This window comes from Clostridium sp. AF50-3, from assembly GCF_003477445.1.
Classification (GTDB): Bacteria; Bacillota; Clostridia; order Lachnospirales; family Lachnospiraceae; genus Otoolea; species Otoolea fessa.
This window is the reverse complement of the sequence record NZ_QUDH01000015.1, coordinates 44,646-69,767: the sequence shown is the minus strand read 5'-3', so window position 1 is coordinate 69,767 and position 25,122 is coordinate 44,646. Positions and strand designations below refer to the sequence as shown.

At 51.5% G+C, this 25,122-nt stretch carries 24 protein-coding genes and 2 pseudogenes; 5 read left to right on the top strand and 21 right to left on the bottom strand.

The annotated features are described in order from the left end of the window. Positions 1-26: 26 nt before the first annotated feature. From hisA to DW085_RS14815, 8 genes are all read right to left on the bottom strand, one after another. The gene (gene hisA, locus DW085_RS14845) at positions 27-737 is read right to left on the bottom strand and encodes a 1-(5-phosphoribosyl)-5-[(5-phosphoribosylamino)methylideneamino]imidazole-4-carboxamide isomerase (RefSeq protein WP_118471643.1); all 711 of its coding nucleotides are present in this window, start codon (positions 735-737) and stop codon (positions 27-29) included. 78 nt (positions 738-815) lie between these two features. Beyond that, a complete protein-coding gene (gene hisH / locus DW085_RS14840; protein WP_022360499.1) occupies positions 816-1,433 on the bottom strand; it encodes an imidazole glycerol phosphate synthase subunit HisH in 618 nt (205 codons plus the stop codon). Positions 1,434-1,541: 108 nt separating this feature from the next. Further along, positions 1,542-2,138: an imidazoleglycerol-phosphate dehydratase HisB gene (gene hisB / locus DW085_RS14835; protein WP_118493391.1), complete on the bottom strand. Its 597-nt coding sequence runs from the start codon at positions 2,136-2,138 to the stop codon at positions 1,542-1,544. Between the two features lie 109 nt (positions 2,139-2,247). Further along, positions 2,248-3,108 carry a histidinol-phosphate transaminase gene (locus DW085_RS14830; RefSeq protein WP_347475111.1) on the bottom strand — a complete coding sequence of 287 codons (861 nt, stop codon included), beginning with the start codon at positions 3,106-3,108 and terminating at the stop codon, positions 2,248-2,250. Further along, positions 3,060-3,362, bottom strand: a complete 303-nt coding sequence (locus tag DW085_RS20655; RefSeq protein ID WP_243024476.1) for a hypothetical protein — start codon at positions 3,360-3,362, stop codon at positions 3,060-3,062. The genes DW085_RS14830 and DW085_RS20655 overlap by 49 nt, the downstream gene beginning before the upstream one ends. 6 nt (positions 3,363-3,368) lie before the next feature. Beyond that, positions 3,369-4,082 (bottom strand): ATP phosphoribosyltransferase, encoded by a 714-nt coding sequence (gene hisG / locus DW085_RS14825; protein WP_022360496.1) that lies wholly within the window; start codon positions 4,080-4,082, stop codon positions 3,369-3,371. Continuing rightward, positions 4,076-5,254, bottom strand: coding sequence for an ATP phosphoribosyltransferase regulatory subunit (locus tag DW085_RS14820; RefSeq protein ID WP_284525752.1), 1,179 nt, complete (start codon positions 5,252-5,254; stop codon positions 4,076-4,078). The genes hisG and DW085_RS14820 overlap by 7 nt, the downstream gene beginning before the upstream one ends. Before the next feature lie 254 nt (positions 5,255-5,508). Further along, positions 5,509-6,276 carry an NAD(P)-binding domain-containing protein gene (locus DW085_RS14815; protein ID WP_107000889.1) on the bottom strand — a complete coding sequence of 256 codons (768 nt, stop codon included), beginning with the start codon at positions 6,274-6,276 and terminating at the stop codon, positions 5,509-5,511. Positions 6,277-6,678: 402 nt separating this feature from the next. Between DW085_RS14815 and DW085_RS14810 the strand changes: the two genes are divergently transcribed. From DW085_RS14810 to DW085_RS14790, 5 genes are read left to right on the top strand one after another with little or no spacing between them, the layout of a single operon-like run. Next, positions 6,679-8,019, top strand: a complete 1,341-nt coding sequence (locus tag DW085_RS14810) for a potassium transporter TrkG (protein ID WP_118482493.1) — start codon at positions 6,679-6,681, stop codon at positions 8,017-8,019. Between the two features lie 13 nt (positions 8,020-8,032). Further along, positions 8,033-8,680 carry a TrkA family potassium uptake protein gene (locus tag DW085_RS14805; RefSeq protein ID WP_118482492.1) on the top strand — a complete coding sequence of 216 codons (648 nt, stop codon included), beginning with the start codon at positions 8,033-8,035 and terminating at the stop codon, positions 8,678-8,680. Positions 8,681-8,697: 17 nt separating this feature from the next. After that, positions 8,698-8,982: a hypothetical protein gene (locus DW085_RS14800; RefSeq protein WP_147353584.1), complete on the top strand. Its 285-nt coding sequence runs from the start codon at positions 8,698-8,700 to the stop codon at positions 8,980-8,982. A 49-nt stretch (positions 8,983-9,031) separates the two neighbouring features. After that, the gene (locus DW085_RS14795; protein WP_243015363.1) at positions 9,032-11,014 is read left to right on the top strand and encodes a DUF4118 domain-containing protein; all 1,983 of its coding nucleotides are present in this window, start codon (positions 9,032-9,034) and stop codon (positions 11,012-11,014) included. Then, positions 11,007-11,708 carry a response regulator transcription factor gene (locus DW085_RS14790; RefSeq protein WP_022360489.1) on the top strand — a complete coding sequence of 234 codons (702 nt, stop codon included), beginning with the start codon at positions 11,007-11,009 and terminating at the stop codon, positions 11,706-11,708. Before DW085_RS14795 ends, DW085_RS14790 begins: the two co-directional genes overlap by 8 nt. 176 nt (positions 11,709-11,884) lie before the next feature. Here DW085_RS14790 and DW085_RS14785 read toward each other — a convergent pair whose 3' ends face one another. From DW085_RS14785 to DW085_RS14725, 13 genes and pseudogenes are all read right to left on the bottom strand, one after another. Further along, positions 11,885-12,373, bottom strand: a complete 489-nt coding sequence (locus tag DW085_RS14785; RefSeq protein WP_117796574.1) for a MogA/MoaB family molybdenum cofactor biosynthesis protein — start codon at positions 12,371-12,373, stop codon at positions 11,885-11,887. 29 nt (positions 12,374-12,402) lie between these two features. Beyond that, positions 12,403-12,840 (bottom strand): MOSC domain-containing protein, encoded by a 438-nt coding sequence (locus DW085_RS14780; protein WP_022360487.1) that lies wholly within the window; start codon positions 12,838-12,840, stop codon positions 12,403-12,405. 126 nt (positions 12,841-12,966) lie between these two features. Continuing rightward, positions 12,967-13,947 carry a GTP 3',8-cyclase MoaA gene (gene moaA / locus DW085_RS14775; protein WP_118493371.1) on the bottom strand — a complete coding sequence of 327 codons (981 nt, stop codon included), beginning with the start codon at positions 13,945-13,947 and terminating at the stop codon, positions 12,967-12,969. Next, positions 13,944-14,419 (bottom strand): annotated as a pseudogene (gene moaC / locus DW085_RS14770) (cyclic pyranopterin monophosphate synthase MoaC). The gene moaA and the pseudogene moaC overlap by 4 nt, the downstream one beginning before the upstream one ends. After that, complete coding sequence (locus DW085_RS14765) at positions 14,394-15,383, bottom strand: NTP transferase domain-containing protein (protein WP_182429784.1); 990 nt, start codon at positions 15,381-15,383, stop codon at positions 14,394-14,396. The pseudogene moaC and the gene DW085_RS14765 overlap by 26 nt, the downstream one beginning before the upstream one ends. Before the next feature lie 22 nt (positions 15,384-15,405). Then, a complete protein-coding gene (locus DW085_RS14760) occupies positions 15,406-16,494 on the bottom strand; it encodes a sulfate/molybdate ABC transporter ATP-binding protein (RefSeq protein ID WP_118468943.1) in 1,089 nt (362 codons plus the stop codon). Next, positions 16,491-17,270 carry a molybdate ABC transporter permease subunit gene (gene modB / locus DW085_RS14755; protein WP_118493368.1) on the bottom strand — a complete coding sequence of 260 codons (780 nt, stop codon included), beginning with the start codon at positions 17,268-17,270 and terminating at the stop codon, positions 16,491-16,493. The genes DW085_RS14760 and modB overlap by 4 nt, the downstream gene beginning before the upstream one ends. A gap of 263 nt (positions 17,271-17,533) precedes the next feature. Further along, positions 17,534-18,394, bottom strand: a complete 861-nt coding sequence (gene modA, locus DW085_RS14750) for a molybdate ABC transporter substrate-binding protein (protein WP_118468947.1) — start codon at positions 18,392-18,394, stop codon at positions 17,534-17,536. A gap of 390 nt (positions 18,395-18,784) precedes the next feature. Beyond that, on the bottom strand, positions 18,785-19,861 hold the full coding sequence (locus DW085_RS14745) for an XdhC/CoxI family protein (protein ID WP_182426660.1): 1,077 nt from the start codon (positions 19,859-19,861) through the stop codon (positions 18,785-18,787). Positions 19,862-19,930: 69 nt separating this feature from the next. Continuing rightward, a pseudogene (locus DW085_RS14740) lies at positions 19,931-20,949 on the bottom strand (molybdopterin-binding protein). A 21-nt stretch (positions 20,950-20,970) separates the two neighbouring features. Continuing rightward, complete coding sequence (locus DW085_RS14735) at positions 20,971-22,656, bottom strand: DVU_1551 family NTP transferase (RefSeq protein WP_118493366.1); 1,686 nt, start codon at positions 22,654-22,656, stop codon at positions 20,971-20,973. An 11-nt stretch (positions 22,657-22,667) separates the two neighbouring features. Beyond that, entirely contained in the window at positions 22,668-23,069 is a 402-nt protein-coding gene (locus DW085_RS14730) for a NifB/NifX family molybdenum-iron cluster-binding protein (RefSeq protein ID WP_022360477.1), read from the bottom strand. 139 nt (positions 23,070-23,208) lie between these two features. Further along, positions 23,209-25,098, bottom strand: a complete 1,890-nt coding sequence (locus DW085_RS14725) for a DVU_1553 family AMP-dependent CoA ligase (protein WP_118493364.1) — start codon at positions 25,096-25,098, stop codon at positions 23,209-23,211. Between the last annotated feature and the right edge of the window lie 24 nt (positions 25,099-25,122).

The following is a 25,122-nucleotide window of genomic DNA, read 5'->3' as shown; positions in this document are numbered from 1 at the left end:
TTGCCGCTTTTTATACGGCGCTTCTCCTAAACGGAATATTTCAGTGCTTCCTTTAAATCAATCGCACCCAGATACAGCGCTTTTCCTAAAATCGCACCATACACCTCATTTTTCAAGATCTCAATCTCCTTGAGGCTGCTGATTCCACCGGACGCCACGATATCCAGCCCTTCAATCTGCGATAATTCTTTATAAAGCTCCAGGTTCGTTCCCTGCATCTTTCCATCGCGGGAAATATCGGTGTAAATGACCGTTTTCACTCCCGTATCGCGCAGGCGGCGGCAAAAGTCAACGCCTCTTACCTCGCTCGTCTCAAGCCACCCGTGAGTCGCCACAAAACCATCCTTCGCGTCCACACCGACTGCAATTTTATCGCCGTATTTGCGGACCATTTCTTCGACAAATGGATAATTTGTGACCGCCACCGTGCCGAGAATCACGCGTCCGGCTCCGAGCGACAGGTATTTGTCGATGGATGCCTCGTTGCGGATGCCGCCGCCGACTTCTACAAATAATCCCGTTGTCTTAATCAGCTTCTCTATCGTGTCAAAATTTGCCAGCGCCGCGTCTTTCGCGCCGTCCAGATCGACCACGTGCAGGTTTTTCGCGCCCTGCTCCTTGAATCCCAGCGCCACCTTCTCCGGCCGGTCGCTGAATACTGTCATCTGGTTATAATCGCCCTGCACCAGGCGCACCGCCTTGCCGTCCCGCAAATCAATCGCCGGAAATAGCTCCATGTCCGTTTCCTCTCCATAACTGTTTAAATCCAATCTACAAGCCTGAAAAAACAGTTACCTTTCTTGTTTTTCTATTAATTATATCTCCGAAAACGCCTTCAGAATCCGCAGTCCCACTTCCCCGCTCTTCTCCGGATGAAACTGGCAGCCCATGACATTTTCATTTGCCGCGGACGCCGTGACCGGAATGCCGTACTCCGAGGTTGCCAGCAGACTCTCATCACAATCTTTTCCATAGAAGCTGTGGACAAAGTAGACGTAATCGCCCTCTTTGCTGTATTTAAACAGCGGATGCTTCTTTCCTTTTTCCGTCAGATGCAGGCTGTTCCAACCCATGTGCGGCACTTTTAGGTTTGCCGGAATGTCTTCTTTTAAGTCTGCCATCACGCCCGGAATCAGTCCCAGACCCTGATGCTCGCCGTATTCATAGCTTTTATCAAAGAGAAGCTGCATTCCGAGGCAGATTCCCATGATCGGTTTGCCTGCTTTTGCTTCATCCAGCAGCGGCTCTGCCATTCCGGATCCGCGCAGTTTCGCAATCGCATCGCCATACGCGCCGACGCCTGGTAAAATGATGTGATCCGCTTTTCTTAAATCTTCCGGATCGCGGCTGACTTTATTTTCCAGTCCCAGGTAACTGAGGGAGGAACTGAGGGAAAACAGGTTTCCCACGCCGTAGTCAATAATTGTTATCATTTGCAGCCTCCTATATCAATTCATGTATGTTCCCGCAGTCAACGCAGGAACCTGCTGAATCATTATAAACCTATTAAATAGATTTGTTATACTTACTTTTATCTTAGATCATAATACCCCTTTTGTCGATGGAATCTCGTCCCGGTACTTCTCATCGATCGACACCGCCTCGCCGAGCGCGCGTCCCAGTCCCTTGAACATCGCCTCGATGATATGGTGGCTGTTTTCGCCGTGGAACATTTTAAAATGCAGCGTCATCCGGCTGTTGGAGGACAGTGCAATCATAAATTCCTTTACAAGCTCGGTATCAAAATCGCCCACTTTTTCGGTCGGAATCTCCACATCCATGACCAGATAGGAACGTCCGCTTAAATCGAGCGCCGTCATTACCAGTGTTTCATCCATCGGAAGCAGGAAACTGCCATAACGGCGGATGCCCTTTTTATCACCCAGCGCCTCTAAAATTGCCTGTCCCAGGGCGATTCCGATGTCCTCTGTCGTATGATGGTAATCGACCTGCGTATCTCCGTCACATTTCAATGTGAGGTCAAACCGTCCATGTCTGGCAAAGAGCTCCAGCATATGGTTTAAAAATCCGCAGCCCGTATCGACCTGATATTTTCCCGTTCCATCTAAATCAATCGACAGGCTGATTTTCGTCTCTGCCGTGTTTCGTTCTAATGAAATCTTGCGTTCTCTTGACATTTCTGCCAGCCTTCCTTTCTTATTCACAGCTGCCCCATCTACAAAAACCATGCTGCCAGCATTTTCATACGGTTCCCACAGTAAATGCGTGAACCTATTGAATTCCAGCCTATCTTACAACTGCACTTCTCGCCGCTTCCACCAGCTTCTTCGTCTCCTCAACAAACGTTTCCATCTCTTCCTCGGATCCGATGGAAATGCGGACGTAATCTTTGATCCGCTCGCTGTCCCAGCGTCTTACCAGGATTCCTGCCTCGCGCAGTCCGTCAAAATAGACTTTTCCCGGCATATCGCCGCTCTTGGCAAAAATGAAGTTGGTCTTCGAATCCAGCACAGTAAATCCAAGTGCCCGGAGCGCCTCGGTCGTTTTTTCACGCGTTTTGCAGATGCGCCCGGTACATTCTTTCGTGTAGTCCCAGTCGCGCATCGCCGCCGCGCCAGCCAGAATCGACAGGCGGTTGACGTTATACGGGTTAAAACTGTATTTGATCCGGTTCATATCCGCGATGAGTTCCGGGTTTGCGATGGCAAATCCGACGCGCGCGCCGGCTAAGCTGCGGGATTTGGAAAAGGTCTGGATAATCACCAGATTTTCGTATTTCGGAAGCAATGATACACACGATTCGCCGCCGAAATCCACATACGCCTCATCCACCATCACAACGCGGTCCGGGTTGGACGCCGCTACTTCCTCAATCGCAGAAAGCGGCAGGTTCATGCCTGTCGGAGCGTTTGGATTGGCGATGATCACATTATTTCCGCAATTTTTATACGGTTCGATATTTAAGGTAAAATCTTCCTCCAGCGGAACTACCTTGAACGGGATTCCATAGAGCCCGCAGAGTGCCGGATAAAAGCCATACGTCAGATCCGCGAACTGAAGCGGCGCGTTCTGGTCGCAGAATGCCCGGAATGCAAAACCTAAAATCTCGTCGGAACCATTGCCCGCGATGACCTGGTTTGTTCCCACGCCGTAGTGGTCGGCGATCGCTCGATGAGGACGCGCTCTTCCGGATCCGAATAAAGGCGTAAATTTGCAAGTTCCAGCGGCATAATTTTAGAAGAATTTACCTCATACCCCGCCAGAATCGCCTCCGCAACCTTCGGGCTCGGCGGATACGGGCATTCGTTTGTGTTCAGCTTGATAAATTTCCGCCCCTGCGGCTGCTCACCCGGTGTATACGGAAGAAGTGATTCGCTTGCTTTGCTCAAAAAACGGCTCATGTCTGCCTACGCCTCCTTTTTATCTTCTGCTGCGGTTTCTTTCTCCGCTTTCTCTTTTGCTTCTTTTTCTTTCTTTTCCTGTTCCTTTTTCTTCTGGTGTGCTTCCACCGCGCCCTTCAGCTTCTCCGCCATCTCGGTGATCTGCTTGTTTTTAAACTCAAAGCTGCTCTTGTTGGCGATGAAACGGGCGCTGATCGGCAGGAACTCTTCCAGCACTTTCAGGTGATTTTCACGGATCGTGCTGCCCGACTCTACAATATCCACGATGACGTCCGAAAGTCCCAGAATCGGCGCCAGCTCAATGCTTCCGTTTAATTTGATAATATCAATATCGCGTCCCAGCTTCGCGTAATGCTCTTTCGCAATATTCGTAAATTTCGTTGCCACGCGCACCGGTCGGTCTTTGTCCTCGACGTAATCCTCTTTTCCAGCCACGCACATCCGACATTTTCCAAGTCCCAGATCGAGAAGCTCGTATACATCCGGGTTGCTCTCCATCAGAATGTCTTTTCCGACGATTCCGACGTCTGCCGCATGGTGCTCAACGTAGATTGCCACATCACTCGGCTTTACGAGCAGGTAGCGGACACCCGTCTGTGGGTTCTCAAACACCAGTTTTCTATTTTCGTCGTAAATACTCTTGCAGTCATATCCGACCGACGCCAGAAGCTCATACACCTGATCGCCCAGTCTTCCCTTCGGCAGTGCTATGTTTAACATCTCGCGCCCTCCTTTCCATTCTCCTGAAAGGCAGTTTCCCGGTCCTCTTCCAGGGAAAGACGTCCGTCATACCGGTACAGATAGCAGTAACGCAGATCCTCCGGCACAGCTTTCTCCACCCGCACACGCAGTCCCTGACGGCGCAGGCTTTCAACCGCCTGGCACAGGCGCACTACATCGACATCCGGCTCATAGAGCACCAGCGCATCGACATCGTAGCGGATGCTCTTTTCCGGCAGGCGTTCCAGCTCTTTTAAATAGATGGCAAATCCGATCGCATCGGCTTTCTTTCCTAATTTTGCCATCATACCGTCGTACTGGCCGCCGGAAAGAACCTGGCGTGCCAGACCGTCTAAAAATCCCTGGAAAATAATACCGTTATAATATTCAATGTCATTGATCATCGAGAAGTCCAGCCGCACCTTGTCAAGCTGTCCGCCCAGTCCCATCACCTCCAGAACCTCATACAGGCGGGATAAAAGTGCAACCGCCTCCTTCATTTTCGGCGTATCCGCGATCGCACCTGCCTCTGCCAGCACCCGCCCAAACTCTCCGTACAGCCCGGAAACCTTCATCAATTTCTCTGTATCGCCCTCCGGCAGTGCCAGATCCGCGCACAGTTTTTCCAGCCCGCTGCGGTTTTTCGTCCGGATCAGCCCTAAAATGATATCTTTCTGATCGGCATTGACCGGAAGCTCTTCCATCAGTCCCACCACGAAATCCATGTTGGAAATCTTGAGCACATAGTCCGTCTCAAAATCCGCCAGACTCTTTAGCGCCAGCGCCAGCACCTCCGCGATCACGCAGTCATCCACGCCGCCCATGCACTCCAGTCCCATCTGGCTGATCTCTTTGTAAGTGTGGCTTTCCTTGCTCTCACGGTACACACTCTCCAGATAATAGACCTTCTCGCACGTATTTTTATCTGCCTTGGTGTTCTTCGCGATACTCAACGTCACGTCCGGCTTGAGAGCCATCAGGCGTCCGTCCAGATCCGTAAATGTCGGCACATTTTCCCCCAGCAGGAAACTTTTATTCGCTGCATACAAACTATATTCCTCAAACCGCCCCATCCGGTACTTGCGGTATCCATAGCTCTCATAAAGACCTCTCAGGCGAAGCGTCGCCGCCTCCGCCCTCCGAGGCTCTGAATCTCTAAATTCATGCTCTATCTCCTCTCAACTGCCGCCGCAACCGCCCCGCCTCAACAAAATCTGCCGGACAATCACCCGCTCGTCTATATCCTGCCGTTATAGCTCCCATCACTTTTGTTTATCTTGCTATCATGGTAGCGTACTAAAGTGTTTTCTATATACTATCATTCCTTCTTAAAAAAAGCAACTACTTTTTTAGAATACTCACACTTTAATTAAAAGAAAAACTCGGGGCGTGAGAAATGTGCGCCCCGAGTTTTTCCACCTCGACTCTATTCTTTTATAACCTTCTCCAAAATCGGCCCCAGAATCTCCGTCCAAGGCGTATACGCATCCTTTTCCTCCAGATGCGTCAGCGCCATCCAGTTCAGTCCTCCCGGTGTCATTTCTCTGGCAAGGTCTTCCAGATCCCCGTCCCACGTCGCTGCCTTGCGGGACAGCGCCCCAGTAAATTCGGTGATGTATGCCCGTGCGGATGGCTCATCCAGCCCGTTTCTCTCACACCACTGGATAATGACGGTCAGAAGCATATAGTAAGCGCTCATCAGGCCCGTCGTGCTCCTAAGGATCGCGATCTGCTTCGGCGTATCGACCGGAACCGGCTTGCCGACGTGACTCATCAGATCGACTACCTCCGGGATATCCGGGTAAATCACCACCGGTCCGAATCGGTTCGCTGCGAAGGTCAGAGGCACAACATCCGCCAGAATCTCTCTCGGTCCAAACATTTCCTCGATGCGCTTTAAGCTCAGCGTTGCAACCAGATTGATAAACTTCTTCTCCGGTCCGATATGAAGCGGTTTTAAGATATCTTCCGCCGCCTTCGGAAGGAGCGCCGCAAAGACCCAGTCCGACCGATCCACAACTTCCTGGTTATCCGCCGCGACCGACACGATCTCCGGGTATTTCTCATGCAGCATCTGCGCCCGTTCTTTATTTCTCGGCGATACAACGATCTGCAGATTCTCCATTCCGCTCTCGCAGAATCCAGTCACGACGGACGTCGTAATGATTCCCGTTCCAATAAATCCCAGTTTCATAAACTTCTATCCTCTCTTTCTCCTCTCCGTTTACCCGAAATTTTTCCAGACGATTCCGAGCGAACTTACCTGATAGTTACTCCCCGATTTTATTCATATACACAGTATACAACCAGAAACACATATTTTCCAGCATCCTACTCATATCTCGGCGCACTTTTCCGGTTCTTCATCGTAATTCCTCCCTCAACCTTCGCACCCCACTTTGATCAGGCGCCTTATTTTATCGTTCATATCCTCCTTGCCATTTTCTTTGAAATTGTCCACTTCCGCAAATAAAGCGATTGAAATAAGCCATCTCCTCATCTTTATTCAATCTTAATACGTCGTAAATCTCCCTTATCCGCTCTTAAAATCTCCAGCTGTATAATATGACCATCACAGAAATAAGGAGCTGTCTTTATGCCTGAAGAGATTATTCGACGAAAGCGCCGCCTTTCGTCTTTTCAAATTATCACATTAGGGTTTGCCGGGGTCATTCTACTCGGAGCGCTACTGCTGATGCTGCCGATCTCCACGACTGGAGAGAATATTACTCCATTCAATGAAACGCTGTTTACTGCGACCTCTGCCGTCTGCGTGACAGGGCTTGTAGTGCAGGATACAGGCAGCTACTGGTCAACCTTTGGGCAGGTGGTTATTCTGGCACTGATCCAAATTGGTGGTCTTGGTGTCGTAACCGCAGCAGCATTGTTTGCGCTTTTGTCCGGGCGAAAAATCTCTCTGATGCAGCGCAGCACCATGCAGGATGCAATTTCAGCACCAAAGGTCGGCGGAATCGTCCGTCTGACACGCTTCATCCTGCGAGGGACGTTTCTGATTGAGCTGCTGGGAGCGCTTGCCGTGCTGCCGGTATTCTGCCGGGACTATGGATGGCGCGGCATCTGGATGGCGGTATTTCATTCCATATCCGCTTTTTGCAATGCCGGGTTTGACATTCTTGGGACAGAAAGCAACCGCTATCCATCTCTTACCGGCTACGCGGACAGCCCGGTAATCAATATCACGATTATGCTGCTGATCGTGATCGGCGGTATTGGATTTCTGACGTGGGATGACATCTTTGAAAACAAGTGGCGGTTTCATCGCTACCGAATGCAGAGCAAGGTGATTCTGGTCACGACAGGTTTTTTAATTTTTCTGCCTGCTATGTTTTTCTTCTTTTCAGACTTTTCCACGCTTCCCGCCGGAAACCGGCTGCTGGCATCCTTTTTTCAGTCTGTTACGCCGAGGACAGCGGGCTTCAACACGGTAAATCTTTCCACGATGTCCGGTGCATCACAGGGCGTAATAATCCTTTTGATGCTCATCGGCGGTTCTCCAGGTTCTACAGCAGGCGGCATGAAAACAACGACACTGGCGGTTCTGCTTGCCAATGCCACTGCAACCTTCCGCCAGCGCGATAATGTCCAATTTTTCGGACGCAGAGTCGATTGCAGCGCCGTCAAGACCGCCGCGACCATTCTGACGATGTACTTGATGCTGTTCTTTGGCGGTGCTGTCTTTATCAGCGCATATGAGAATCTTCCGCTGTCTGCCTGCCTGTATGAAACGGCATCGGCGGTCGGGACGGTGGGATTGACACTTGGTATTACACCGCAGCTGCACATTCCATCGCAAATGGTGTTGATCACGCTCATGTATCTGGGCAGAGTCGGCGGTCTTACCCTCATTTATGCGACATTTTCCAGCAAAAAAGTGGGGAATGCAAAGCTGCCGCAGGAAAAAATCACGATTGGATAAGGAGTCTTTTCACATGAAAAACATTCTATTGATTGGCACAGGCCGCTTCGGACGGCATATTGCAGTACAGCTTTCTCAGCTGGGGCATCAGGTCATGGCGGTCGATACAAACGAGGAACGAATCAATGATGTGCTGCCATATGTCACCAACGCACAAATTGGCGACAGTACAAACGCGGAGTTTCTTCGCTCTCTTGGCATCGGAAATTTTGATGTCTGCATCGTGACCATCAGCGGGAACTTTCAGAACTCGCTGGAAACCACCTCGCTGCTGAAAGAGCTGGGGGCGAAGTGCGTGGTGTCGCGTGCCGAGCGTGATGTGCAGGCAAAGTTTCTGCTTCGCAACGGTGCCGACCAGGTAGTCTACCCGGAAAAACAGGTGGCAAAATGGGCAGCGATCCGATACACTGCCGACCATATTTTCGACTACATAGAGATCGACGAGCAGCACGCCATTTTTGAAGTAGAAGTTCCGGCCGGGTGGATCGGCAAAAGCGTTGGCGAACTGAATATTCGCAGAAAATATGGCATTAACATTCTCGGCATCAAACACTCTGGAAAAACCGACGTTTCCATTACGCCGGATACGATGCTGTCCGGGGAAATAACGATTTTAGCGTTGGGCGAATACAAAGCGCTGCAAAAGTGCTTCCGAATCTGAATGGACGGTGAGGGTATATGGAAGATAGCGTTTTGATCGCTGGGACGGCGCTAATGTTCCTGTTCGGCTGGTTTTTGATGAAACGGCTGGATCGCTTTCTGGACGAAAATCAGAAGCACATCAAAGAATCATCCGAACAACAGCAGGCTGAACCGTGCGTGCATCTGGTCGGAAATATTTCTCCTGACGAACTTGAGGAAACGTTTTCCCGATTTCGCAATAGTCATGCCCATGTAGAAATCGTGATCTATGATTCAGAGCAAATTTCTTTTCCGGACAACGAATCCGATTGGGCGCAGTAGAAACCTCCACATTTTGGTGCTATAATATTGTTTAAGAGGGGGTGAAAATGTGCAGAATAAAGGAAGCGAAATGCCAAAAGAGCATATTCTTGTGTGCCTGTCCTCGTCTCCATCCAATGAACGCATTGTACGAATGGCAGGGAAAATGGCACAGGCATTTTGCGCCAGTCTTACCGCACTTTACGTGCAGACCCCCGGAGACGCTGATATGAACGCGGAAGATACCGTCCGTTTGCAGGCGAATATGCGTCTGGGGCAGCAGCTTGGCGCAGAAATTGTCACAACGCATGGTGAAGATGTGGCGACACAGATCGCGGAATATGTGCGGCTCTCTGATGTGACCAAAATTGTGATTGGGCGAAGCGGCGTACAGCGGCGGCATTTCTGGAGCGAATCGACGCTGACAGAACAGCTCATTACGCTTGCACCAGAGGTAGATATTTATATTATTCCGGATGTGGAAGCCTATAAGAACTGCCGCAGAAATCAGCCGCTTACTATCCGCCCGGCGTTTCCGACCGCCCGGGAACTACTTCTGACCATCGGAATTCTGGCAGTTACGACGGTCATCGGATGGATCTTTCTGCGGCTCAGCTTTGCAAATGACAATATCATCATGGTTTACCTGCTGGGTGTGCTTCTGACTTCCACTTTTACCAGCGGATATACCTGCGGTGTGCTGTCCGCTTTTTTGAGTGTCCTCCTGTTCAATTATTTTCTGACGGAACCCCGGCTGTCTTTGGCAGCCTATGGCAGCAAATACCCGATAACCTTTGCCGTCATGTTCGCGGCTGCACTTTTGACAAGTACACTTGCGGCCAAGCTCAAAGCCCACGCACAGCTATCCGCACGGGACGCTTATCGCACGAAGCTCCTTTTTGATATGAACAGACAGCTCCAAAAAGCGGAAACGCCGGAGGAGGTCTATCGGATGACCGCGACGCAGATACAAAAGCTCATGCAGCGAGACGTTCTGATTTACCCGGCACAGGGCAACGCTCTGCTGGATGGGAACATTTATCCGGCTGACGGAAGTAGTCCATACAGCATCCCAGATACCGACCGGGAACAGAACGTGGTTCAATGGGTCTGGCAAAACCGCAAGCGCGCCGGAGCAACGACGCAAAACTTTCCAAAAGCAAAACGGCTGTATCTTGCCATCCGTACCGGGCAGCAGATTTACGGTGTTGTCGGGATTCCGATGGAAAAGCAAACGCAGCCTGACGCATTTACATCCAGCGTTCTGTTCTCCATCCTCGGCGAGTGCTCTCTGGCGCTGGATAACCTGCGAAATGCCAGAGAAAAGGAAGAAGCTGCCGTTCTTGCAAAGAACGAACAGCTTCGCGCCAATCTTTTGCGTTCGATTTCTCATGATCTCAGGACACCACTGACCTCGATTTCCGGCAACGCAGATACGCTGCTGCACAGCTATGACGTGTTGGATGAGCAGACACGGAAACAGATTTTTACGGACATTTATGACGATGCACAATGGCTGACGGGGCTGGTTGAGAACTTGCTTTCCATTACGAAAATTGTAGACGGCAGCGTAAAGCTGCACCTTTCTGATCAGGTCGTGGATGACATCATATCGGAAGCACTCAGGCATATTGACCGAAGAGCGGCAGAACATCACATCGCAGTAGATTGCGGAGACGTACTGTTGCTGGCACGGATGGACGCAGGACTCATCATGCAGGTGCTCATCAATCTGGTGAATAACGCAGTCAAATATACTCCAGTTGGCTCGAACATCCGGATCACGGCAATCCCGCGAGAAAATATGGCTGAAATATGTGTCAGCGATAACGGTCCCGGTATTCCGAATGAACTGAAGGAACGTGTTTTTGAAATGTTCTTTACTGGGGGCAATCCAATTGGCGACAGCCGCCGAAGTCTTGGACTTGGACTTACGCTCTGTCAAACTATTGTCCATGCACATCATGGTGAAATGACGTTGAAAGACAATTCGCCGCATGGCTGCATCTTTTCCTTTACAATACCACTTAGTGAGGTGAACTTAAATGAATAAGCCGCTCATCCTCGTTGTAGAAGATGATACCCCGGTGCGAAATTTAATAACGATGACACTAAAAACTCACGAATATAGGTATCTTTCGGCGCAAAACGGCGCAAGTGCCGTGATGGAAGCGCTGTCTCACAACCCGGACATTGTACTGCTTGATCTGGGGCTGCCGGATATGGACGGCGTAGAAGTCATCCAAAAAATCCGGTCGTGGTCGAATATGCCGATCATTGTGATCAGCGCCAGAACAGAGGATTCCGATAAAATCGGGGCACTGGATGCTGGGGCGGATGATTATCTAACCAAGCCTTTTTCCGTGGACGAACTGTTGGCACGACTGCGGGTGACGCAGCGGAGACTGTCGATGATGAAAACAGACTCCGTGCAGGATTCTCCGATTTTTACGAATGGTGCGCTGAAAATCGACTATGCGGCAGGCTGCGCATATCTTGACGGCACAGAGCTGCACCTGACACCCATCGAATACAAGCTGCTGTGCCTGCTCTCCAAAAATGTTGGTAAGGTTCTGACACACACCTATATCACGCAGCAGATTTGGGGCAGCAGTTGGGAAAACGATATCGCTTCTCTGCGGGTGTTCATGGCGACCCTGCGCAAAAAGCTGGAACGCGGAAAAGACGGGCAGCAATACATACAAACACACATCGGAATCGGCTATCGGATGCTCCGCATCGAGTAAGTAATTCCTGAACTGAACATTCATGACTGAATGGAGTAGATTTCTTGTGGTCATTCCATTCTGCCCCAAATAAGCTGACCATCGTTGAAATAGCGAGGACTTGAAAGTCCTCGCTATTAGCATACATCGTCTTATATATTATATCTGTTTTTCCATCTTCGTTTTTGCTGCTTTCCCTACTTTCTAGCACACTCCCCATCAAGCCCCAAAAGGATTTTTAATCCATGATCCAGCTGCGGCAGAATGTACTCCAGACACTCCCGCACTGCCTTCGGACTACCCGGCAGGTTGACGATCAGCGTGCGTTTACGGATCCCACTTGCCGCTCGGCTTAACATCGTCCGCTTTGTAAATTGTAAGCTGTATGCCCGCATCGCCTCCGGGATACCCGGAACCATCCGTTCCGCGACCGCCAGCGTCGCCTCCGGCATAACGTCGCGCGGAGAAAATCCCGTTCCGCCCGTTGTTAAGAGCAGATCGGCCTTTCCCTCATCGCAGATCTCCTTCATCGCCTCTTCCAACATCGCCTGGTCGTCCGGCAGCACCTTCTGCCAGACCACCTCATAACCAGCCTCTCTCACCATTTCTGCGATTACCGGACCACTCACGTCCTCCCGTTTTCCCGCGTACCCGGAGTCACTGGATGTAATAATTGCTGCTCTCATTGTTTTCCCACCTCTCTTTGATCTCTTTCCTACGCTTCTTCCAGAATCTCCAGATTATCTCCCTCTTTGATCACGCCGCCGTGCAGCACCTTCGTAAATACGCCCTCCCGCGGCATGATACAATCGCCCATCGCCTGGAAGATCGCGCATCCATGGTGGCATTCTTTTCCGATCTGTGTCAATTCCAGCACGACGTCGTTGCATTTAAATTTTGTCCCGATCGGGAGCGTCTTGAAATCGATTCCTTCCACGACCAGATTTTCACCGAACGCGCCGTCCTCGACTTTCGCACCACGCGCGCGGAATTCCTGAATCCGGTCATATGAAAGAAGGCTGACCTGACGGTGCCATTTGCCCGCATGGGCGTCACCCTCGATTCCATAGTCCTCGATAAGACAGACCTGATGGACATTTTTCTTCTGAACACCTTTGATTTCACTGGTACACGTTGCGATTACTTTTCCCATGATTGTTTCCCCTTTTCTTTATCCATAAATTTTCCGATTTCATATTTCATATACGATATTTCACTTGTAACATTCCGCCGGCTCACACTTTCACCGCAGAAACCATAATCCTCACAAACACCCTGCTTATCCGCCTATCTGGGACATTCCCCGGTGTTCCCGATCCGTAAATTCCGTCTTTTTCTCAAAATTATGTCCCTTCGGCTTTTCCGCAAGCGCCTGTCCGATCGCCCGGCGCAGGTCTTCATCGGTACCGCCGCCGCGCAGAATGGTCTTTAATTCTACCCCATTGTCATACTGGAGACAGGTCTTTAAGAATCCTTCTGAGGTCAGCCGGATCCGATTGCATTCGGAACAGAATTTATGGCTGACCGCGCTGATAAAACCGATCCGCCCCTGAAAGCCAGGGACTGCGAAATAATGGCACGGGCCATTTCCTGCCACGTCCCCGCACGGGGTAAAGGTTCCAAATGCCTCTTCCAGCGCATGCTTCAACGCATCTTCTTTCACAAAGGCAAACTGCGTTCCCATGCCGATCGGCATCATTTCGATGAAACGCACGTGCACGTTATGGTTTTTCGCCAGTTCCGCCACCTCTAAAAGCTTTTGCTCCTCGATCCCAAGCACCGGCACACAATTTATCTTGATCTGCATCCTGCCTTTCTGGATCGCCGTCCGAAGGCCGCGTCTGACCGCTTCGATCTCATCCCGGCGTGTGAGCTGCCGGTACACCGACGCATCCAGCGTATCCAGGCTGATCGTGACTGAATCAACCCCCGCGTCCGCCAGCGCATCGTACATTTCTTCTAATAAAACACCGTTCGTCGTGATCGTCAGGCTCTTGATTCCCGGAATCTGTTTTAACGCTGCTGCTAACTCCGGCAGTCTCCGGCGCACCAGCGGTTCGCCTCCGGTCAGCTTGATTTTCTGAATGCCGTTCTCTGCCAGAATCTGACAGACCCTCTCGATCTCACCAAACCGCAGGATCTCTTCATGTGAAATGCTGCAGACGCCTTCCTCCGGCATACAGTACACACAGCGCAGGTTGCATCGGTCGGTCACGGAGATCCTGACGTAGTCGATCGTTCTGCCGTATCCGTCTATCATCGCACAAATTCCCCGCTCTTTCCTCCCGATTTTGCATCGAGATGTATCTCTCCGATCTCCATCCGCTTGTCGATCGCCTTGCACATATCATAAATGGTCAGAAGCGCCACGCTGACACCGGTCAGCGCCTCCATCTCGACGCCGGTCTTTCCTTCCAGCTTCGCAGTACAAAGTGCCTTGATCGTCAGCTCTTTTTCATTCACCTCAAAATCCACGCTGCATTTCGTGATGAGAAGTGTGTGGCACATCGGGATCAGGTGTGCGGTCTGCTTCACCGCCATGATTCCCGCCACACGCGCCACCCCCAGCACATCGCCCTTGGCAACCGTTCCCTCCAGAACCGCTTCATGACAGCTTCATTGACGTGAATCTTGCCGGATGCCGTCGCCGTCCGGCTGGTAATCTTCTTTTCCGTTACATCTACCATGATCGCATTTCCCTTTTCATCAAAATGCGTTAATTTCTCTTCCATCTGTATCCTCCTTTTCCTCTTCTTCCGGCTCCAGAAAGATTTTCTCAAACGCTGCTTCTGCTGCCGCCTGCACTGCTGCTTCCATCCGGCGGAATTTTTCTAAAAACACCTTTCCCTCCGGCGTCAGCACAGAAAATCCGCCCTTGCTTCCGCCCGTCTGGCGCTCTAAAAACTGGATTCCCAGCTGCGCCTCCGCGATCTTGAGCATTTTCCAGCCCTTGCTGTAAGAAATATCCCGGATCTGACAGGCACCGAGCATTGAACCACTCTCAGCAACTGCCTCCAGAAAATCCGCCGTCAGCGCGCTGAAGCATTCTTCCTCGCGGCTCAGCGAAATCGACGCCCGAAATGCCAGCTCCCCGCGCTTCTGCCTGTCTTTTTCGTAGGCAAGCAGCGATTCGTAGTCCATTTTCGTGTTGGTGTCCAGTAAAACACCCGGATCTTCAACCTCGATCTCCCGGACACCTTCGCCCCACGCATCCATTGCGCCGCGGAGTCCTTTTCCACCCCGGTACGTTAAGATATGTCCAAACACTTCCTTCGACAGCATGACCGGGTGTCCTTTTTTTCCCTGACAGACCGGTACTGCCATGCTTCCGGGCGCCTGCGCCATCTTCTCGATTGTGTCCGCCGTGATCATCGGCACGTCGGCAGGGAACAACAGCACCCGATCGGCTTTTTTCTGGATATGGCGCAGTCCCATGCAGATTGAGCCGTACATCTGCGATGTCTCATACCGCTTGTTTCGGATACAGACCGCCCCACGGTGTGAAATATGACGTTCCAGCACATCTGCCTGATACCCGGTCACGACGACGATCGGCGAGATCCCCGCCTGCCGGATCGTGTCGATCTCCCTCTGTATCATCGTGGTCTGCCCCATCCGGAGCATCGGCTTTAATTCTTCCATGTGCGCCGACCGCCCTGCCGCCAGGATGATCGCGCCTGTTTTCCCGTCTGCCATACATATCCCCTTTTCTATCATTCTAACCTTCTTTTAAAAGCATGATATCTCCCGGTGCAATTCCCAGCCGGACGCGGTCTCCGCGCTGATACTGGTTTAGTGAATCACTCTGCTTATAGTCTACCTTCCACCAGATCACCTCGCGTTCCAGTGCATTTTCTTTGTCACCCGCTGCCCCTGCATTTTCCACTGGACGCAGCAAAACATCCCACTCAAATGGCTGGCAGAGTGTGTCCCCCCACTCGCACGTAAATTCATTCGCACTGCCGCGCGCCGGATAAAACTGATGCGCCCGGATGCCGATATAGGCATGCTCCGCGGCAACTGCTTCTTCGGTCTGAAACGTGAGTCCCCAGTCTAGCGCCTCCACCTCATATTCGCCGATCCGCCGGATCCGGCTGAAGTTTTTACAGCCTGTCAGGCGTGCCGCAGTGACATTTTCCGGTTTCTGAAAAATCGCCCGCGTCTCTCCCTTCATCGCCACCTGTCCGCGGTTTAAGATGATGCTCTTCTCGCAGAACCGATAGACCTCGTCCCGGCTGTGGCTAACCATCAGCACATCGCCCGTGTACCCGCGGAGTACCTCGCGCACCTGGAACTGCAGTTGTTCCTTCAGATAATAATCAAGCGCCGAAAATGGTTCATCCAGCATGATCACATCCGGCTCATAGACGAGAATGCGCGCCAGCGCCACACGCTGCTGCTGTCCGCCGGAAAGCTGGGACGGATACCTTTTTTCAAGCCCTTCTAATTTAAAGAGACGGATCATGCGGGCAACTGCCTCCTGTTTTTCCTCCTTGCTGCCCGAAAGCCCCGCTGCAATGTTGGTTTCTACGGTCATATTCGGAAACAATGCATAATTTTGGAATAAATAACCGACTTTCCGCTTCTGCGGCGGCAGGTTGATGCGCTTTTCCGAATCAAAGAGCACCCTGCCGTTTAACACGATCCGCCCTTCGTCCGGCGTCTCAATTCCGGCGATACACTTGAGCGTCATGCTCTTGCCGCTTCCGGAGGCGCCGAGAATGCCCATGACGCCGCCATCGGTGTTAAGCGATACGTCCAGCGAAAAGCCGGAAAATCTCTTTTTGATTGCCGCCTGCAGGCTCATCGCGCGCCTCCCTTCTGTGCATCCGCTTCCCTGTCCGCAAACAGTTCCACCGAAACCTTTGCATCCTGACCGCCCGCTTCCACACTGTTATCTTTCTTTTTATGATTGCTGCTTCCGCGCATATCCCGCCGCGACAGCACATTCATCAGCACGACGACCAGGAAGGAAATCACCACGATGATCCACACATACTGGTATGCCATCGACATTTTTCCAGCCGCCACCTGTGAATAGATGGCAAGCGGCAGTGTCTGCGTCTTTCCGGCGATATTGCCCGCCAGCATCGCGGTCGCACCGAACTCGCCCATTCCTCTCGCAAAGGCAAGGATCGCGCCGCTGAGGACGCCCGGCATCGCCGACGGCAGAATCACCCTCCAGAAAATGCGGCTCTCAGAAAATCCCAGCGTCCGAGCCGCATAGATAAACGTCACATCGACCTGTTCAAACGCGCCGCGCGCTGCCCGGTACATAAGCGGAAATGAGATCGCCACCGCCGCGATCACCGTTGCCGCCCATGAAAATACAATCTTGACGCCAAACAATTCCAGAAACAGCTGTCCGAGCGGTCGTTTTACACCGAAAATCATCAGCAGGAAGAAGCCTGCTACCGTCGGCGGCAGGACCATCGGAAGCGTCAGGATGCCGTCCAGCACCATTTTCACTTTCTCAGAGCGTGCCGATACCACCAGCCGCGCCATCCAGACTCCCAGAAAAAACGTAATAATGATCGACAGCGTTGCTGTTTTCATCGATATCCATATCGGAGACCAGTCCATCTTTCTTCCCCTCCTTTCCTATGAATCAAGTCGAACGTCCGTGAGACCCAACTCCCACTGAGACAAATTTGCTATTATTCGCCACCTAAAGAGGTGGGAGTCTTCTCGACTGAGATAAAAACTGCCGCAGAACACCTGGTTTTCAGCGGACCCTGCATTCTGCGGCGGATTTTATTCCATACGTTGTTCACTGTCTGTCCTTCGCCATCCTGTTTTCTGTTCACACAGTCGGCTGCATATCCCAGACAGCCATCGCTCCCGGCTTATTTATTTGCTGTGAAGCCATATTCCGCAAAGAAGGAGAGCGCATCATCGGTTCCCAGATAATCTACAAACTTCTGTGCTGCATCTTTCTTTGTGCTTGCGCTTACAACACCAACCGGATAGATAACCTTCGATACGCTTCCTTCCGGTGCATATCCGATAACCTTTACCTGGTCAAACTGATCGCTGGTGGTTGCATCGGTCAGGTATACGATACCTGCATCTGCGCTTCCGGCTGCTACCCAGCTTAAAACCTCGGTTACGTTGGTACCAAAGCTTGTCTTAGCCTCTACATCATCCCACATACCCAGGTTCTCAAAGGCTTCCTTGGCGTACTGTCCAACCGGAACACTCTCCGGATCGCCGAGTGCAATCTTCTCTGCCTTTGTGATATCCTCAAAACCGGTAATTCCCAGTGTGGAATCCTTTGGAACGATCAGGGCGATCTTATTTTCCAGAAGTTCTACGACAGAATCTGCATCAACCAGTCCCTCGTCCTCCAGCGCGTTCATCTGCTTCATCGCTGCGGAGAAGAATACGTCTGCATCCGCGCCCTCTTCGATCTGGGTCTGCAGCTTTCCTGAACTGTCAAAGGTAAAACTCAGCTTGATGTCCGGATTCTCTTTCTCAAATGCCGGCTGAATCTTGTCTTCCATAACGTACTGAAGGCTGGCTGCTGCCGCTACCAGAATCTCCTGCTGATCGCCGGTTGCCTCTGCTTCTGCTTCGGTCTCTTCTGTCTCAGCTGCCTCTGCCTCCGTTTCCGGTGCTGCTGTCTCAGCCGGTTTGCTGGATGAACATGCGGTCAGGGATGCTGCCGCCATCGCTGCTGCCATTACAAGTGCCCACGTTTTTCTCATATCTTGGTTCCTCCCTCATTTCACGCACATGTTTCCGGCATCCTCCTCGTTTCGATTCCTTACGCCATAGCAATGTGGTTTTTACCCTTCCGTTATTTTTGAAAAATTATAATGATATTTGCTAATCAAATAGTAGCACGTGGCACTTTTTTTGTCAATCTTTACAATGATTCTTATTGAATGCACATGGTCATTATGTGCACCAAAAAATAACGTGGCTTTTTTCTGCATTTTCCCTTTATTCTTATGAATTTTCCAGTTGTTCTTTCCAAACCCTTCCGTCTATTTTCGTGAAATTATTATGATGATTTTTCATATATTTTATTTTTATCTTTTTATTTTTCATTTATTTGAAATTTTGTATCCAAATACACCGGTGCTTCGGTTTCCTTACCGGTCACACGGTTCCCGATCCGTGGCAAAGTCTTCCACCAGCACATCCATAATGCCGCCGCAGACCATTCCTTCATCTTCCGCCGCCTCGCCGGTCAGATCTACATGAACTACTTTGTACCTGCCGCTTCCGATCAGAGAACGTGCCTCGCCCAGCACGGCCGCCTCGCTGCAGCCGCCGCCGATGCTGCCGAGAATCCGTCCGTCCCGGTAGACAATCATCTTCGCGCCTGCCCCGCGCGGGGAGGAACCCTTTGATTCAATCACCGTGACCACTGCTTTCGGCTCATCCGGCTCCTCTGCCAGGCGTTTCAGCACATCAAAATCCAGATCGGAACGGTTTTTCACACGTTTGTCTTCCCGATCCATGCGCTTTACCTGTATGATCTCCGCCAGAATCGAGATCGCGATCTCCTCCGGTGTCACACCGCCGATCTTTAAACCGATCGGGCTCTTTAAACGGCTCATCCGCTCTGGATCGTAACCTTCTTCCAGAAGCTCCTGTTTCACGATACCGACGCGGCGTCTCGAACCAATCATGCCGAGATACGCCGGTTCTTTTCCTTTTCCAATCATCCGCAGGCAGTCCGCATCGTGGCGGTGTCCGCGCGTAACGATACAGATATAGTCGCTCTCCTGAATCTTGAGTTCTTTGATCGCATGCCCAAAGTCATCACAAATCACCTTCTCTGCCATCGGGAATCGTCCCGGATTCGCGAAGGAAAGGCGGTCGTCCACCACAGTTACCAGGAATCCGACGCGCGCGCCAAATTCTGCCACTGGAAGAGCCACATGGCCGCCTCCGAGAATAATCAGGCGCTCTTTCGGGAAAAATGGTTCCGCCACATTCCAACTGCTTCCGGCGCGCCCACAGACCGGCTGCCCCTGTGTCAGGGCTTCTTTTCCAATCTCCGACGCCTCTGCGCCTTCTTTCAGTTCACAGCGCATATCTGTGAGATTTCCCTCTTCTCCCACAAAGCTTCTCTCGAGCGCCAGACACGGCGTCCCTTCCAGTTTTTTCAGAATCTCCCCATACAGATTCATATCACGCACTTCCTCTCTTTTATACTGCATGAGCCATCCATTTCTCATTTCGCAGTTGTGCCATCGCGGTTGCTTCCTCATCGCCTCTCTCTGGCTCGATTATTTACCAAAACCGCAGTTCGGGAAAATACAGGTTGGACAATTTAAGCACAGACCACCTGCGCCCATTTTCGCCAGATCCGCTTTTGTCACTGGCACATCTGCCATCACACGCGGCAGCACCAGATCAAAGATGGTCCTCTTCGCATACATCACGCAGCCCGGAAGTCCCATGATCGGCTTTCCGTCCTTCGTATATGCCAACAAGAACATCGCTCCCGGAAGTACCGGCGCGCCGTAGGAGACAACCTCCGCTCCGGTCTGCTTGATCGCGCTCGGTGTCGTATCATCCGGATCGACGCTCATGCCGCCGGTACAGACAACAAAATCGGCGCCTGATCCAGCCATTCCTGGATTGCCTCCGTGATTTTATCCGGATTGTCCCCTATAATCTTCTGTCCCAGAACTTCCACACCAAATTCCTGAAGCTTTTCCCGGATGACCGGGCCAAATTTATCCTCAATCCGTCCATAGAACACTTCATTTCCGGTCGTCACAATGCCTGCTTTCTTATTTTTATACGGAAGCAGCTTTAACAGCGGCTCTGAACCCGCTACCTTCTTCGCCTCTTTCATTTTTTCTTTTTCAATTACCAGCGGGATCACACGGGTTCCGGCTAACTTATCACCTTTTTTTACCGGGAAATTCGTCCGGCGGGTCGCGATCATCATCTCCGGCAGGCTGTTGACCTTTAAGAGGCGTTCTTCATCGACCTGAAACAGACCGTCCGACTCCGCAATCAGCTCAATCTTGCCTTCCTTCGGATCGGTTGCACGCATATACTCATTCTGGCAGATGCCGCGCAGAATGTCCGCCGCCTCATCCTCATGATATTTTGTATCGTCCTTTTCCCAGACATAAATATGATCTTTTCCAATCGAAAGCAGTACCGGGATGTCCTCCTCACGCACGATATGTCCCTTGCGGAATACGGCGTCCTTCGTCACGTCCGGAATAATCTGCGTCATGTCATGGCAGAGTACCTGTCCGACTGCCTCGGTTGTTTTCATTAATTTCATATGATTTTCCTCTTTTCCTTTTTACAGTAATGCCTCCGCACGCTTTGCCAGCTGATACCGCCGTTCCACACCCGCCAGCGCCTCCGGATTATCCTTAAATTTCTCCCGTTTTGCCGCAAACCGTTCTTCGATCGTTACACGCCGTTCTCCCTGTACCTGCTTGTCCGCCAGGTACACGATCAGGCTTTCGTTCAGATATCCCAGCTTTTCTTCCGGCAGATCCATATGATCCGCAACAATATCCGCGATCCCGGTATGTCCCAGAAGCCGCAGCCATCCCGCCCCTGTCTCTGGATGTTCGGGGTATGCTTTGGCGATGTCATGAAGAAGCGCCGCCGCGTAGATTTTGTGTTTATCGATTGGAGGACTTTTGTATGTCATCTCCACACACGTTTCCGACCTATGCTTTAGAACTCTATCTGCCAATTCCACGGCCAGCTCCGCAACCGCCCGGCTATGGCGCACCGTCGCCTCCGGCGTGTGAAACCATGCAAGCAGACGTTCACACTCCTCTCTGTCCGGGATAGGACGTTTTCTCTCCCAATCACGCAATTTCTGAAACTCTTCCTGTGTATCCGCATCAAACGCACAGCCCGGATCCGGCACATCCAGGGGAATCCGGCGGATTTCCGGCTGTTCACAGGCGCCTTTAAGCCCCATCGTTCCGTCATGCTGCAGCAGTTTTTCGATCACATCTGCACGGATCAGAAGCGGATGCCCCGGTGTTTTCTCATATTCCGGGAGATAGACATCCCCATCGCCCTCCGCGAACCGGTATTTTTCATATTCCAGCGTAAATGGCGTAAACAGTGGCACATCCACCGGGAAAAAGAAAATGCCATCCAGCGTCTCTTTTCCTGCCGTTTTCCGCTTTTCCTTATAATAGGAAAGCCCCAGACAGACGGAATCAAACATTTTCGTCTCCGCATACGCCGGATTGTGGATGAAATGGATTCCCGTTCCCACAGCCGCCGCGCGTATATCTTCCGCCCGGCGTCCGGTAATGATCGTGATTTCATGTACACCGCACGCCCTCAGCGTCTGTATCTCACGTTCCAGGACCGTCTGAGTGCCAAGCTTCATGAGCGGTTTGAAATCCCCCATCCGCGAGGATCGCCCCGCCGCCGAGATCAGAGCATCAAATACAAAATCCTTTTTTTCATACACCTGTCCGTAGCCAAAGGGAATCTGCAGAATTTCTGCCTTTTTCCGCTTCTCCCAGCCGCAGATCAATGTCCGGAACCAGCCCGCGTGCCCGATCACCAGAATATCCCCCCGGCTCTTCATCCGGAGTTCATTCCAGGTTGTCTTTGCGCGCCTTGCACAGTCCGCAAAGCTCTCTCCCTGCGGCGGCCGGAAATCGTACATATCTGCCCCTCGTGCCACATACTCCGCCGGAAACTGTTCCCGGATTTCATCGAAGGAATGACCATCCCATTCCCCCATGTCAATCTCCGCCAGACCATCTACGACCTCAATCGGAATACTTCTGTCAATCACTTCCTGCAGGATCGCGGCTGACTCCCGGCAGCGCTTTAACGGGCTGGTATAAATTTTTTCAATTCTGCGTCCCGCAAATGTCTCCCCCAGCGCCTGGATCTGTGTCCGGCCTTCTTCTGAAAGCAGCAAATCTGTCCGTCCGATGCAGTATTTCTGTTCATCTGGAAATTCCGGCTTTCCATGCCGGATCAAATAAATCGTCCGCATTCTGTCCTTTCCTAGTGCTCATGCTCCTCTTCTTCCCCACACTCGCAGCTGAAATCATGGCTGTGTCCAAATGGCCCCGGTCCGCCGATGTAGTCGCGGATCAGCTCCAGTTTATAACGGTTCATATAGCTATACGCCTTCTGAACCGTATGCCCGCTTCCCAGATAACGGGTCACGCCCGCCTTTACCAGTATCTCAAACGGTTCTTTCTCGATCGGTCCGCAGATGACTGCCTCACAGTCATGTTCTACCACCTTCTTTGCAAATACCAGGTTGTCCGGATCCTGTTTTCCATAGACATGGAAAATCTGGTTCTTGTCCGCGTCAATAATCATCAAAAACGGACTCTCCTTAAAAGTCGCCGGTACCAGTCCGTCGATCTCCTCTGTCTCTGATGCAATTGCTATGTTCATTTTTTCTCCTTGTTCTTGTCAAATTTTGCTGATTTTTTTCAAAATTTCTCAATTATTTTTAATTTTATGATACTGCAATCAAAACTCATCGTCAAGTTTTTCATGATATTGAATTTTGCCGTTCAATTTTTGCCTGCTTTTATTTTTCCTCGATGATTAGCCGCCTCTTTCCCGAACCGATATAGGGGGAAATTTCTTTTTCTATCACAGAAACGGTCAGGCAGTTCCCAAAGTATTCCGTTAATGCTGCTTTGACATTTTTCACTCTGCTTCCTACCGCATCTGCATAACCCGCTTTCTTCATAACAGCCACCGTCAGATGCTTCTGCGCCGCATTGTAAGATGCCTGAAAATCTTCCACCTCATCCAGGGCAAATAAAAGCTCATCTAATATGTGCATGGAAAGCACCTTGCCGCCGGACAGCCGGACACTGTCATCCAGCCGTCCCTCAACCTTATCAAGTCTTGGCTTTAAACATCCGCAGGCACACGGTTCTGCAATCATCCGCCCCAGATCGCCGGTCCGGTAGCGCACAAGCGGCATTCCCCGCCGCCGAAGCGTTGTCAGAACCAGCTCGCCGTATTGCCCTTCCGGCACCGGCTGTCCCGTATCCGGATCCAGAATTTCAATCAAAAGATCCCGATCCCGCAGATGGTAACCCCCGCGCGCCCCGCACTGCACACCGCCGCCGTAACCAGTTTCCGTCATACCCCAGTGCGTAAAGACCCGGCAGTTCCATGTTTTTTCCAAAAAACGCTGCACGCTGACCGGCACATAATCAGCACTTAAAAGTACTGTTTTCGGGCCAAGTCCCGGCGCATGGGCTGCCAGCGCATACATCTGGCTTGGAACACCGATCAGGCAGTCTGCCCCCTCGCCGTCCCGCGCTGCCGCTTCCATATCGTGAATCAGTCCGTGAACCTTTGTCTCCACCTGAATGCGCCCCAATCCTTCTTTTAAAAGTCCTCCAATCGAAAAAAATCCCGGGCCTTCCATATAAACCGTGACCCGATCGCCCGGCTTTATCATGTACTGCATCCCCGTTTCAAAGAAATCCGCCGTCTGCATCAGATCGTCTTCGGTAAAAAACAGGCGCTTCGGCGCCCCTGTACTGCCGGAGGTTTTCAGCGTGATGATCCGCGCGATCTCCTTAGCTGGAACACATAAAAATGTTTCCGGCTCCGCTTTCAGTTCCTCCGGGGTTGTGAGGGGCAGTGTCCGGAAATCCTCCCATGAAAACGAATCCGGCGCAAGCCGTACATCGGAACCTGCCATTTCCCCAAGCTGTCCCCAGACGGATGTAAATTTCTTCTGATAAAATGGGCTTTTCTCCTTTACATACGAAAGTGTCCGCCATAACCCGGACGGCTGCGCCGCTGCAATAAAATAACCGCAGCCCGCTTCTTTTAAAATCTTCCGTTCCGCCCCCAGCGCCGCGCAGACGGATTCCAGATTTCCATCAAAGATCTGCTGCCCAATCCACTCCGCCAGTGTCCCAGACACATCCTGCATATTTGCAAGTGCAAAACCCGCACCCGCTATCCGGTCACGGATTGTTTTAGCGGACTCCAGCCGTCCCAGCATCCCGTCTAAGAAAAGCTCTTTTTTCCGGGCATACATATCGCTCATCAAAAGCCATCCCTCCGGCTTTAACACCCGGTACGCCTCCTGGAGCGCCGCCGCCGGTTCCGCAGCTTTGGAACAACTGCATTCCATCAGAATGATATCTGCCGTCTGATCTGGATATGGCAGTTTCTCCGCACATCCAGTCTCTATCCAGCCAGGTTCATGCACATCCGGATTCTTATCCAATCCGGAAATCTGCCAGCCCGGGAAATGCTCAGAAAGCCATCGCATCGTGCCGCCGGTTCCGCAGCCGATGTCGATGACGCGAAACGGCACTGCAGGATCTGTAGACTCCGTCTCTGCCGCTCCCGCCTCCGGTATCTCAATTCCCGCAAACTGGAACATCTGCCTCGTCAGCGCAAATCCGCCCGGCCGGCAGAGACTGCTCTCATTTGTATCCATTTTTTGCACCTCTCCTTTCTGCGC